Source organism: Synechococcus sp. CS-603, assembly GCF_977929215.1.
Genome location: NZ_OZ376778.1, coordinates 1,276,177 through 1,288,378 on the forward strand (window position 1 = coordinate 1,276,177; position 12,202 = coordinate 1,288,378).

The following is a 12,202-nucleotide window of genomic DNA, read 5'->3' on the forward strand; positions in this document are numbered from 1 at the left end:
GAAGGGTCGGGCGTTTAGGCCTGGGGCGTGATCAGCCGCACGCTCTGCACATCAGCCCGGGGGATCTTGCTGGTGCGACCGCGCAGATTCAGGGAGACGGATTGGTCGTCCCGCCCCAGCAAGAGACCTTCTCGGGCGATCGCAGCTCCCTTGCTGTCCTGGAAGCGCACTTCCACGGGAAATCCACGAAAACTGTGAAAGTCGCGGTCGTCGGCAAGGACCTCGCCGATGCCTGGGCTGCTGATCTCCAGAACATAGGCCTCGGGCAGTCGCTCACTGACATCGAGGACCTCGCTGATGGCAGCGCTGAAGTCGGCGCATTCATCCAGGGTGACATCGCCCCCATCGGCCTTGCGGATCTGGATCTGCAGGCTCAAGGGAACACGGTTCGTCTGGATCTGGATTGTCACCAGCTCCAGAGCGCAGGCGTCAGCCACCGGCTGGGCCAAAAGCAGCAGCTCGGCTGTGAGGGGATCGCTCAATGGGGCAGAAACGGGTAGCGGTTCAAGAAGCCCGACCGGCTTCTGCAGTGAACTGCCCCCGTTTCGGGCAAGGGCCTGATGAAGCCATTGCAAGAAACTTTTGGGATAATGCCCGCCGGGCATAAGGCAATCGTAAGCGATGCCCTGGCGGAGACTGCATTCAGCTGGAGGCCGGCGGTTCGCCAGCGCCTACGGCTCCAGCCCCATCGAACGGTCCGAAACTGGGCGGTTCGCCGTAGAAGTCGTCGACCTGCACGGCCCCTCGCTGGGTCACGTCCTGGTTGAGGCAGCGTTGGGGTTCCTTGACGTACTGACAGACCCGGGCCCAGAGCTTGGCCCGGGTGCCCGGAGCTCCCTGGCTGAAGATCACTTGCTCCTGCCCCCCTGCCAAGCCCCGGATCTCGACTTGACAGAGCGAGCACCGCTTGAGGGTTCCAGGGAGGATCGTGCCCATGGTTTTGCCTGCGCTGTCTGGGCAACTTAAGCTTTCCCCCTCAGCATTGGGCTTGCCATGTTGCGAGCCGTGCCACATAGAGCACCCTCAGGTGAGGGCGAAGAGAACGGCTAGGTCGAGGAATTGGGTGAGGGCGTGAATCTGGATCTAGAGCTGGACCTTGTGCGCTGGAACTGGCTGGAATTGGATCTAAAGAGTTGATCGACAGGAGTTGCGGATGCGATGGCCACTGACCCGCTGGCATCAGACCCGCTTGCATCAGACCCACTTCCCTTGGTCCGCGTTCTCCAGCTCAGTGATCCCCACTTGCTCGCCGAGGCCTTTGCTTTGTATCGGGGTGTCAACCCACTGCGCGGGCTGCGGCACGGGCTGAAACAGGCCTTAGGCAGCCTCAAGCATCGCCCCGACCTGTTGCTGATCAGCGGCGACCTCTGTCAAGACGAGAGCTTGGCCGGTTACCGCCAGCTGCGCGAACTCGCTGGGCCCTTCGGGATTCCCCTGGCCCTGCTGCCCGGCAACCATGACGACCCTGCCTTGCTTCGCCAGGTCTTCAGCCAGGAGGCGAGCCTGGTGCCGACTGTTTTGGCTCCGGCGGTGCTGCCGCTGGGCCGCTGGCGCTTGATCCTGCTCTCCAGTCACCAGAGGGGCAGCACCGCCGGAGCCATCGATGGGGCCCAGCTCGATTGGCTGGGATGCCAGCTGGCCGGCGATGACGCTCCCACCTGGGTGGCCATCCACCACCCGCCCGTGCCGATCGGCAGCCCAGGCCTCGATGCCGTCGCCCTGCAACAACCGGAGCGGTTACTGACCCTGTTGACTGCAAGTCCGGCGGTCAAGGGGGTGGTGTTCGGCCACGTGCACCAGCACTGGCAGGGCGCCTTGCCGGGGCGACCGGAGGTGCCCCTGCTCGCCTGCCCTTCCACCCTTTGCGCCTTTGAGGCCGTCCAGCCCTGCCCGCTTGGACGCCCCGTGGATCCCGGTGGACGTTGGCTCGAACTGGGACCCGATGGGTGCTGGCGGCAGGAGCTGCTGCGCTGGTCTGCCCCGCCTTGAGCTCGATGGGTGCAAGGTGCAGGCCGTCGGCGTGCTTCGGGATTCTCCGTGAAGATTTCCTCCCTAGCCTTGTCGCCCTGCCCCGTACTGCCGTGTTGCTGGCCCGCCTGCCAACCGATTCACCTTCCCTGCCGAGCCAGGCTTGGCTATGGACCGAAGCCAAGCTGCGCTGGCGCCGCCGGGTTGCCGTGCTGATGGCTGCCCTGGTGGCTTTGCTGGTTCTGATGCCCGCCTTGCCGGTGGCGGCTGCCGCTCCGCTCGCTATCGGCGAACAGCCCTTGGCAGGCTCCCTCTCAAGCACGCCTGTTGCCGAAGCAGCCGACGCTCTGATGCCACCTGCCCACAGCTTCGTGGCCCAGGCCGCCCGGCGGGTGGGCGCCGCGGTGGTGCGGATCGATACGGAGCGCAGTGTGTCCCGTCAGGCCTTCGACCCTGCCCTGCTCGATCCGCTGTTGCGTGATCTGTTCGGCGACCCTGCCGGCAGCAGCCGTGAGCGCGGCCAGGGGTCGGGGGTGGTGATCGATGCCAATGGCCTGGTGCTCACCAATGCCCATGTGGTTGAGAGGGCTGACGTGGTTGAAGTCACCCTGGCCGATGGCCGCCAGGTGGATGGAAGCGTTGTCGGGGCGGATCCGGTCACCGATCTGGCCGTGGTGCGCATTCCCGGTCTCAGCGAGTTGCAGGCCGCTCCCCTCGGTGATTCCGAAGCGCTGGAGGTGGGGGATTGGGCGATTGCCCTGGGCAGCCCCTACGGCCTTGAGCGCACGGTCACCCTCGGCATCGTCAGCAGCCTGCACCGCAACATCAACAGCCTGGGCTTTGCCGACAAGCGTCTCGACCTGATCCAGACCGATGCGGCGATCAATCCCGGCAATTCAGGCGGGCCACTGATCAATTCTTCCGGCGAGGTGATCGGCATCAACACCCTGGTGCGCTCCGGACCTGGGGCCGGTCTGGGATTTGCGATCCCGATCAATCTGGCCCGGGGTGTGGCCGACCAATTGCGCAATGGTGGCCAGGTGATCCACCCCTACCTCGGCCTCCAACTGGTGCCGCTCACGGCCCGCCGCGCCCGCGATAACAACAAGGACCCCGATGCGGTGCTGCAATTGCCCGAACGCGATGGCGCCCTGGTGCAGCGTGTGCTCCCCGACAGCCCCGCCGAACTTGCCGGCCTGCGACGTGGCGATCTTGTCGTTTCCGCCGCCGATCAACCGGTGAGCGACCCATCCAGCCTGCTGCAACGGGTTGAAGTCTCACGAGTGGGTGAGGTGCTGCCGCTCAAGGTGGTGCGTGGAGCCAGGGAACTGCAGCTCTCGATCCGTCCTGCGGCCCTGCCCCACCCGGCATGAGCGGACCGGCTTGGTTGCTACGGTCACGGCCCCTTTCCAACCTTCCATGGCTGAGCTGCAGGACCAGGTGAAAAAGGCGGTGGCTGAAGCGGCTGTCGAGCAGATCCGCGATGGCATGGTGGTGGGACTGGGTTCTGGTTCAACGGCGGCGCTGATGATCCAGGCCCTTGCCGCCAAGCTCCGCTCCGGCCAGCTCTCCGGCATCACCGGCGTCACCACCTCCTTCCAAGGGGAAGTGTTGGCCGCCGACCTCGGCATCCCCCTGCAGAGCCTCAATGCTGTCGACCGGATCGATCTGGCCATCGACGGCGCCGATGAGGTGGACCCGCACTTTCAGTTGATCAAGGGAGGCGGCGCTTGCCATGTCCAGGAAAAGCTGGTGGCTCGGCGGGCTGAGCGTTTCGTGGTGGTGGTGGATGCCAGCAAGCTGGTGGAGCGCCTGAATTTGGAGTTCCTTTTGCCGGTGGAAGTGCTGCCGTCCGCCTGGCGCCAGGTGAAAGGGGATCTTGAGGCCATGGGCGCAGGCGTCACCCTGCGCATGGCCCTGCGCAAGGCCGGACCGGTGGTGACCGATCAGGGCAACCTGGTGCTGGATCTCAAGCTGGCCGCTGGAATCGAGGATCCCGCCAGCCTGGAGGGACAGATCAACAACCTGCCGGGGGTGCTGGAGAACGGCCTGTTCGTGAACATCACCGACCAGGTGCTGGTGGGGGAGATCAGCGACGGCCGGCCGGTGGTGCGGGATCTGGCGAAGCGCTGAGCCGCAACCGCACCGATTCGGCATGGCTGTGCAGCCCCTCGCTGCGCGCCAGGGTGACCACGGCGGGGCCCGTGGCCTCCAGCGCCGCGCGGTTAAAGCTGATCAGGCTGGTGTGGCGCAGAAAGGTCTCCACGCTCAGGGCCGAAGCGAAGCGGGCCGTGCCGGAGGTGGGCAGGGTGTGGTTGGGGCCAGCCAGGTAATCACCCACCGCCTCCGGGCTCCAACCCCCCAGAAAGATGGCTCCGGCATGGCGAATCCGTTCGGCCAGGGGTTCCGGCCGCTCCACCAGGAGTTCAAGGTGCTCCGGGGCGAAGCGATCGCTCAAGCGGGCCGCGTCCTCCAGGCTGGGGCAGACCACAATCAGGCCCCAGTCACGCAGGGCACTGCGGCAGACCTCGGCGCGGGGGTGGTCCAGTAACTGGGCCTCGATGGCAGCGGGTACCGCCTCGGCCAGGGCCGCACTGGTGGTGAGCAGGATGGCTGCGGCCAGGGGGTCATGTTCGGCCTGGGCCAACAGATCGGCGGCCACCTGCTGGGGCTGGGCGCTGTGGTCGGCGATCACCAGAACCTCGCTTGGACCTGCGAGGGAGTCGATGCCAACCAGGCCATAGACCGCCTTCTTGGCCAGGGTCACGTAGAGGTTGCCGGGGCCGGTGATCACATCAACGGCAGGAATCGACTCGGTTCCGTAGGCCAGGGCCGCGATCGCCTGGGCTCCCCCCACCCGGTACACCTCCTCCACCCCCGCCAGGTGGGCGGCGGCGAGCACGATCGGATTGGGCATGCCGTCACCGCCCGGCGGTGTCACCATCACCAGCCGCTCCACGCCGGCCACCCGGGCCGGTACGGCATTCATCAGCACCGTGCTGGGGTAGGCGGCGCGGCCGCCGGGGATGTAGAGCCCGGCGCGATCGACCGGCCGCCAGCGGCGTCCGAGCCGTTCGCCATGCACGCCGCTGACGCTGATGTCCTGGGGCTTCTGGCGCTGGTGGAAATCGAGAATGCGCCGGTGGGCCAGTTTCAGGGCTTCCTGAAGATCCAGCGGACACTGCTCCCAGGCGGCGGCGAGATCCTGGCTGGGAATGCGCAAGGGATCGGGGCGGACCCCATCGAAGCGTTCGCTCAACTCCAGCAGGGCCCCGTCGCCCTCCAGGCGCACCTGGCGCAGGATGGCCGCCACGCGCGCGGTGGCCGCTTCGCTTTCGGGGTTGCTGGTGCGGGCGGCGATCGCTTCAAGCCGCTGCCCGGCCTGGGCCAGATCGTGGAGCGCCGGAACGGTCAGCGGGGAGGTGGCGGCCACGGCGAGCGGACAGAAAGGCGAGATTCAAGCTAGAGCCCGGCCCAGGATGGGAGGGGCCAGCGCCGCGTTAAGATGAAGAGTCGCCGATTCAGCGCCAAAACTGCCTGTGGCCAATAACAAGTCTTCGAAGAAACGCATCGAGGTTGCCGAGCGCAACTGGCTGCTCAACCGCTCCTACAAATCGGCGGTGCGCACGCTGATGAAGCGCTGCCTCACGGCGGTATCTGCCTACAACCAGCAGCCGGATGATGAAACCCGGGTCGTGGTTCGCACCAGCTTGAACGCAGCCTTCAGCAAGATCGACAAGGCGGTCAAGCGTGGCGTGATGCACCGCAACACCGGCGCGAACCAAAAGTCGCGCCTCAGTGCCGTGGTCAAGCAGGCGATCGAACCCACCGCCACCAGCGCCTGAGCCGCTCCATCCGCCCGACCAGCACCACGGACATGGCCGCCACCAGCCAGCCGGTTCCAGTCGTCGAGACCCTTCCTTCAGGTTGCGTCGATTTGATCGACAGCCACTGCCACATCGTGTTTCGCAACTTCGAAGCCGATCTCGCTGACGTCTCCCAGCGCTGGCGGGAAGCTGGTGTGGTGGCGCTGCTCCACTCCTGCGTGGAGCCTGGCGAAATTCCGGCGATCCGTGCCCTGGCCGATCGTTTTCCGGAGCTGCGTTATTCCGTTGGCGTGCACCCACTCGATCCCCAGCACTGGCAGCCAGGCACTCCAGCCCTGCTGCGGCAGGCGGCCCTGGCCGATCCCAGGGTCGTGGCGATCGGAGAACTGGGCCTGGATCTGTTCAAGGCTTCGAACCTTGACCAGCAACTGGCCATGCTTCGCCCCCAGCTTGATCTCGCCATCGAGCTGGATCTGCCGGTGATCATTCACTGCCGCGACGCTGCTGGGCCCATGCTCGAGGAGTTGGGACGGCGCCAGCAGGATGGCCGCTGTCCCCGCGGTGTCATGCATTGCTGGGGCGGTACCCCCGATGAGATGAAAGCCTTTCTGGCGCTCGGTCTGTCGATCAGCTTCAGCGGCACTGTCACCTTCAACAGTGCCGCCGAAACCCACGCCTGTGCCCGGCAGGTTCCATCCGATCGCTATCTGATCGAAACCGATTGCCCCTTCCTGGCTCCCGTCCCGCGGCGGGGCAAGCGCAACGAGCCAGCCTTTGTGGTTTCAGTTGCCGAGCGCATGGCCGTCCTTCGGGAGGAGTCCTTCGCGCAGGTGGCGGCCACCAGTACGGCCAATGCGGTACGCCTGTTTGGTCTTCCAGTCCATCGTCACGCCCAATGTGTATGATGTTTTATTGGTCTGGCAGCGCGAGCGCTCCATTATCGACGTCGGCAGCCCTAAACCGAGCTCCATAGGAGTGATCATGGCCCGGGCTGTTCTCTTTTCAAGGGACACCGTGGTCAGCCCTTTGGGCTGCTTGCCGCCGGGAAACCCCCTGTCGGTTTTCCCCCTACCGCTGACATTGCCGTCTTCGGCCATTCCATCCTTCCCATCCGTTCTGCAGGTCCACGCATGAGCAGCGCGATCCAGGTCGCCAAGACCGTCACCTACCTGCCCGATCTTGTGGAGGTACAGCGGGCGAGTTTTAAATGGTTCCTGGAGAAGGGTCTGATCGAGGAGCTCGATAGCTTCTCGCCGATCACTGACTACACCGGAAAGCTTGAGCTCCATTTCGTTGGCACCGAGTACCGGCTGAAGCGGCCACGCCATGACGTGGAAGAGGCCAAGCGACGCGATGCCACCTTTGCCTCGCAGATGTACGTCACCTGCCGGCTGGTGAACAAGGAAACCGGAGAGATCAAGGAACAGGAAGTGTTCATCGGGGAACTTCCCCTGATGACCGAACGCGGCACCTTCATCATCAACGGCGCCGAGCGGGTGATCGTTAACCAGATCGTGCGCAGCCCGGGCGTCTACTTCAAAGATGAGCAGGACAAAAACGGTCGCAAGACCTTTAACGCCAGTCTGATCCCCAACCGGGGAGCCTGGCTGAAGTTCGAAACCGACAAGAACGATCTTCTGCACGTGCGCGTCGACAAGACCCGCAAGATCAATGCCCACGTGCTGATGCGGGCGATCGGTCTGTCCGATAACGACGTTCTCGACAAACTCAGGCATCCCGAGTACTACCGCAAGTCGATCGAGGCGGCCAACGACGAGGGCATCAGTTCCGAAGACCAGGCCCTGCTTGAGCTCTACAAGAAACTGCGGCCCGGTGAGCCTCCGTCGGTGAGTGGTGGCCAGCAGCTTCTGCACAGCCGTTTCTTCGATTCCAAGCGCTACGACCTGGGCCGGGTCGGCCGTTACAAGATCAACAAAAAGCTGCGGCTGACGATTCCTGATGCGGTGCGAACCTTCACCTCAGAAGATGTGCTCTCCACGATTGATTACCTGATCAATCTGGAACTCGATGTTGGCGGCGCTTCCCTTGATGACATCGACCACCTCGGTAATCGCCGTGTGCGCTCGGTGGGCGAACTGCTTCAGAACCAGGTTCGGGTTGGCCTCAACCGCTTGGAGCGAATCATCAAGGAGCGGATGACGGTCGGCGAGACCGAATCGCTCACCCCTGCCCAGCTGGTCAACCCCAAGCCCTTGGTGGCGGCGATCAAGGAGTTCTTCGGCTCCAGCCAGCTCAGCCAGTTCATGGATCAGACCAACCCCCTGGCGGAACTCACCCACAAGCGGCGGATCAGCGCCCTCGGCCCAGGCGGCCTCACCCGTGAGCGGGCCGGGTTTGCTGTTCGCGACATTCACCCGTCGCACTACGGCAGGATCTGTCCGATTGAAACGCCGGAAGGTCCGAATGCCGGCCTGATCGGTTCCCTGGCCACCCATGCCCGGGTGAATGAATACGGCTTCATCGAAACACCGTTCTGGCGGGTGCAGGACGGCATCGTCAACAAGCAGAACGATCCGATCTACCTCTCCGCTGACCTGGAAGATGAGTGCCGCGTCGCCCCTGGCGATGTGGCCACCGACGCCACCGGCCACATCACCGCCGAGCTGGTTCCGGTGCGCTACCGGCAGGATTTTGAGACGGTGCCACCGGAGCAGGTCGACTACGTCCAGCTCTCGCCGGTTCAGGTGATTTCGGTCGCCACTTCCTTGATCCCTTTCCTGGAGCACGACGACGCCAACCGCGCCCTGATGGGCTCCAACATGCAGCGCCAGGCGGTGCCGCTGCTGCGCCCGGAGCGTCCCCTGGTGGGAACGGGCCTGGAAACCCAGGTCGCCCGTGACTCGGGCATGGTGCCGATCACGAAGGTGAACGGCACGGTCACCTTCGTGGATGCCACGGCCATCGTGATCAGGGATGCGGAAGGCACCGACCACATCCACCACCTGCAGAAGTATCAGCGCTCCAACCAGGACACCTGCTTGAACCAGAGGCCGATTGTCGGCCAGGGTGATGAGGTGATCGCCGGCCAGGTGCTGGCCAATGGTTCGGCCTGCGAGGGCGGCGAAATCGCTCTTGGTCAGAACGTACTGATCGCCTACATGCCCTGGGAGGGCTACAACTACGAAGACGCCATCCTGGTCAGTGAGCGTCTCGTCCAGGACGACCTCTACACCTCGGTGCATATCGAGAAATACGAGATCGAAGCCCGCCAGACCAAGTTGGGCCCTGAAGAGATCACCAGGGAAATCCCCAACGTGGCTGAGGAGAGCCTCGGCCACCTCGATGAAATGGGCATCATCCGGATCGGCGCTTACGTTGAATCCGGCGACATCCTTGTTGGCAAGGTGACCCCCAAGGGTGAATCCGACCAACCACCTGAGGAGAAACTGCTGCGCGCCATCTTTGGCGAGAAAGCCCGTGATGTTCGTGACAACTCCCTGAGGGTTCCGAACACTGAGCGTGGCCGGGTTGTCGACGTGCGCATCTACACCCGCGAACAGGGCGATGAACTGCCACCTGGCGCCAACATGGTGGTGCGGGTCTATGTGGCCCAGCGGCGCAAGATCCAGGTGGGCGACAAAATGGCCGGTCGCCACGGCAACAAAGGCATCATCAGCCGCATCCTTCCGCGCGAGGACATGCCCTACCTGCCCGATGGCACACCGATCGACATCGTCCTCAACCCGTTGGGGGTTCCCTCACGGATGAATGTGGGCCAGGTCTTCGAATGCCTGATGGGTTGGGCCTCCTCCCATCTCGGTTGCCGCGTCAAGGTGGTGCCCTTCGACGAGATGCACGGCAACGAAACCTCCAAGAACACTGTTCAGAAGTATCTGGAGGAGGCGGCTGCCCAGCCTGGCAAGGACTGGGTCTACAACCCCGATAACCCCGGCAAGATCCAGCTGGTGGATGGCCGCACCGGCGAACCCTTTGACCAGCCGGTCACCGTTGGCTATGCCCACATCCTCAAACTCGTTCACCTGGTGGACGACAAGATCCACGCCCGCTCCACCGGTCCCTACTCGCTCGTCACCCAGCAGCCGTTGGGCGGCAAGGCGCAGCAGGGCGGACAGCGGCTCGGGGAGATGGAGGTCTGGGCTTTGGAGGCCTACGGCGCTGCTTACACCCTGCAGGAACTGCTCACCGTCAAATCCGACGACATGCAGGGCCGCAACGAGGCACTCAACGCCATCGTCAAGGGCAAGCCAATTCCCCGTCCAGGCACGCCGGAGTCGTTCAAGGTGCTGATGCGGGAGCTGCAGTCCCTGGGTCTCGATATCGCTGTCTACACCGATGAAGGCACCGAGGTGGATCTCATGCAGGACGTCAATCCCAGGCGCAGCACCCCCAACCGTCCCACCTATGAGTCACTCGGCGTTGCCGATTATGACGACGATTGAACTCTCAGCCTGATCCCCTCCGTTTCACTCGACGTCCGCGCGACACCCGGCCATGACCAACAGCAACTCCCGCATCGAGAACCACTTCGACTACGTCAAGATCACGCTCGCTTCTCCCGAGCGGATCCGGCAGTGGGGGCAACGCACGCTTCCCAATGGCCAAGTGGTGGGCGAAGTCACCAAGCCCGAAACGATCAACTACCGCACCCTCAAGCCCGAGATGGACGGGCTGTTCTGCGAGAAGATCTTCGGACCTTCCAAAGACTGGGAATGCCATTGCGGCAAGTACAAGCGGGTGCGGCACCGGGGGATTGTCTGCGAGCGCTGCGGCGTTGAGGTCACCGAAAGCCGGGTGCGCCGGCACCGCATGGGATTCATCAAGCTGGCGGCTCCGGTGTCCCATGTCTGGTATCTCAAGGGGATCCCCAGCTATGTGGCGATCCTGCTGGACATGCCGCTGCGGGATGTGGAGCAGATCGTTTACTTCAACTGCTATGTGGTGCTTGATAAGGGCGATCACAAGGATCTCACCTACAAGCAGCTGCTCACCGAAGATGAATGGCTGGAGATCGAGGATCAGATCTACGCCGAAGATTCTGAGATTGAGAATGAGCCGGTGGTCGGCATCGGCGCCGAAGCCCTCAAAAGCCTGCTTGAGGATCTCAATCTTGCAGAAATCGCCGAGCAGCTACGCGAAGACATCGCCGGCAGCAAAGGCCAAAAACGCGCCAAGTTGATCAAGCGCCTGCGCGTGATCGACAACTTCATCGCCACCGATGCCCGCCCCGAGTGGATGGTGCTCGATGCGATCCCGGTGATCCCACCGGATCTGCGGCCAATGGTGCAGCTTGATGGTGGCCGCTTCGCCACCAGCGACCTCAACGACCTTTATCGGCGGGTGATCAACCGCAACAACCGTCTGGCCCGGCTGCAGGAAATCCTCGCCCCTGAAATCATCGTCCGCAACGAAAAGCGGATGTTGCAGGAGGCTGTTGATGCCCTGATCGACAACGGCCGCCGCGGACGCACCGTGGTGGGGGCCAACAACCGGCCGCTCAAATCACTCAGCGACATCATTGAGGGCAAACAGGGCCGCTTCCGTCAGAACCTGCTCGGCAAACGGGTTGATTACTCCGGCCGCTCGGTGATCGTGGTGGGCCCCAAGCTCAAGATGCACCAGTGCGGACTGCCCAAGGAGATGGCGATCGAGCTGTTCCAGCCCTTCGTGATCCATCGCCTGATCCGGCAGAACATCGTCAACAACATCAAGGCCGCCAAAAAGCTGATTCAGCGCGCCGATGATGAGGTGATGCAGGTGCTTCAGGAGGTGATCGAAGGTCACCCGATCCTGCTCAACCGGGCTCCCACCCTGCACCGTCTCGGCATCCAGGCCTTCGAGCCCAAGCTTGTCGATGGTCGGGCCATCCAGCTGCACCCCCTGGTTTGCCCGGCCTTCAACGCCGACTTCGACGGTGACCAGATGGCCGTTCACGTGCCCCTGGCCATCGAGGCTCAAACGGAAGCCCGCATGTTGATGCTGGCCAGCAACAACATCCTTTCACCGGCCACCGGTGAGCCGATCATCACCCCGTCCCAGGACATGGTGCTGGGTATCTACTACCTCACAGCCGTGGATCGCAAGGAGTCCAAGCCTGACTTCGGTGACCGCAGCCGCACCTTCTCGGCCCTGCCCGACGTGCTCAATGCCTTCGATGAACGCCACCTCAAGATCCACGAATGGGTGTGGGTGCGCTTCAGCGGTGAGCTTGACGACGACGACGAAGGCGAAACCCCGATCAAGGAGGAAACCCTCAGCGACGGCACTCGCATCGAGCAGTGGAAGTACCGCCGTGATCGCCTTGATGAAGATGGTGCCCTGATCAGTCGCTACATCCTCACCACAGTGGGCCGGGTGGTGATGAACACCACAATCATCAGTTCTGTCGGCGTCGTCTGAGCTTCAGCTCTCCAGCCCTTCCCCGTTCA

At 63.6% G+C, this 12,202-nt stretch carries 10 protein-coding genes; 7 read left to right on the forward strand and 3 right to left on the reverse strand.

Features of this window, described 5'->3' with window-relative positions; translation table 11 throughout:
- Window positions 1–14 precede the first annotated feature (14 nt).
- Complete coding sequence (locus ACXMDM_RS06695) at window positions 15–482, reverse strand: LSm family protein (protein ID WP_233830637.1); 468 nt, start codon at window positions 480–482, stop codon at window positions 15–17.
- 160 nt (window positions 483–642) lie between these two features.
- On the reverse strand, window positions 643–936 hold the full coding sequence (gene nblD, locus ACXMDM_RS06700; RefSeq protein ID WP_071801106.1) for an NblD family protein: 294 nt from the start codon (window positions 934–936) through the stop codon (window positions 643–645).
- Between the two features lie 273 nt (window positions 937–1,209).
- On the opposite strand from nblD, the gene ACXMDM_RS06705 reads away from it, so the two are divergent.
- The 3 genes from ACXMDM_RS06705 to rpiA all read left to right on the forward strand — a co-directional run bounded on the left by ACXMDM_RS06705 (window position 1,210) and on the right by rpiA (window position 4,101).
- Entirely contained in the window at window positions 1,210–1,989 is a 780-nt protein-coding gene (locus ACXMDM_RS06705) for a metallophosphoesterase (protein ID WP_233830640.1), read from the forward strand.
- A gap of 194 nt (window positions 1,990–2,183) precedes the next feature.
- The gene (locus tag ACXMDM_RS06710; RefSeq protein WP_083544655.1) at window positions 2,184–3,341 is read left to right on the forward strand and encodes a trypsin-like peptidase domain-containing protein; all 1,158 of its coding nucleotides are present in this window, start codon (window positions 2,184–2,186) and stop codon (window positions 3,339–3,341) included.
- 46 nt (window positions 3,342–3,387) lie between these two features.
- Window positions 3,388–4,101 (forward strand): ribose-5-phosphate isomerase RpiA, encoded by a 714-nt coding sequence (gene rpiA / locus ACXMDM_RS06715; RefSeq protein WP_071801108.1) that lies wholly within the window; start codon window positions 3,388–3,390, stop codon window positions 4,099–4,101.
- On the opposite strand, the gene hisD is transcribed toward rpiA, so the two are convergent.
- Window positions 4,058–5,401 (reverse strand): histidinol dehydrogenase, encoded by a 1,344-nt coding sequence (gene hisD / locus ACXMDM_RS06720; protein WP_233830645.1) that lies wholly within the window; start codon window positions 5,399–5,401, stop codon window positions 4,058–4,060. The two genes, rpiA and hisD, sit on opposite strands and share 44 nt — an antisense overlap.
- Window positions 5,402–5,507: 106 nt before the next feature.
- Here hisD and rpsT point away from each other — a divergent pair, with 106 nt between their 5' ends.
- The 4 genes from rpsT to ACXMDM_RS06740 all read left to right on the forward strand — a co-directional run bounded on the left by rpsT (window position 5,508) and on the right by ACXMDM_RS06740 (window position 12,173).
- On the forward strand, window positions 5,508–5,813 hold the full coding sequence (gene rpsT, locus ACXMDM_RS06725; protein ID WP_071801110.1) for a 30S ribosomal protein S20: 306 nt from the start codon (window positions 5,508–5,510) through the stop codon (window positions 5,811–5,813).
- 32 nt (window positions 5,814–5,845) lie between these two features.
- Complete coding sequence (locus ACXMDM_RS06730; RefSeq protein ID WP_071801111.1) at window positions 5,846–6,700, forward strand: TatD family hydrolase; 855 nt, start codon at window positions 5,846–5,848, stop codon at window positions 6,698–6,700.
- 225 nt (window positions 6,701–6,925) lie between these two features.
- Window positions 6,926–10,216, forward strand: a complete 3,291-nt coding sequence (gene rpoB / locus ACXMDM_RS06735) for a DNA-directed RNA polymerase subunit beta (RefSeq protein WP_259723364.1) — start codon at window positions 6,926–6,928, stop codon at window positions 10,214–10,216.
- 52 nt (window positions 10,217–10,268) lie between these two features.
- Complete coding sequence (locus ACXMDM_RS06740; protein ID WP_071801113.1) at window positions 10,269–12,173, forward strand: DNA-directed RNA polymerase subunit gamma; 1,905 nt, start codon at window positions 10,269–10,271, stop codon at window positions 12,171–12,173.
- The last annotated feature ends 29 nt before the right edge of the window (window positions 12,174–12,202 follow it).

Coding starts and splice junctions, on each gene's coding strand:
- nblD (WP_071801106.1), bottom strand. CDS start 936: ATGGGCACGATCCTCCCTGGAACCCTCAAGCGGTGCTCGCTCTGTCAA.
- ACXMDM_RS06710 (WP_083544655.1), top strand. CDS start 2,184: ATGGCTGCCCTGGTGGCTTTGCTGGTTCTGATGCCCGCCTTGCCGGTG.
- rpiA (WP_071801108.1), top strand. CDS start 3,388: ATGGCTGAGCTGCAGGACCAGGTGAAAAAGGCGGTGGCTGAAGCGGCT.
- ACXMDM_RS06730 (WP_071801111.1), top strand. CDS start 5,846: ATGGCCGCCACCAGCCAGCCGGTTCCAGTCGTCGAGACCCTTCCTTCA.
- rpoB (WP_259723364.1), top strand. CDS start 6,926: ATGAGCAGCGCGATCCAGGTCGCCAAGACCGTCACCTACCTGCCCGAT.
- ACXMDM_RS06740 (WP_071801113.1), top strand. CDS start 10,269: ATGACCAACAGCAACTCCCGCATCGAGAACCACTTCGACTACGTCAAG.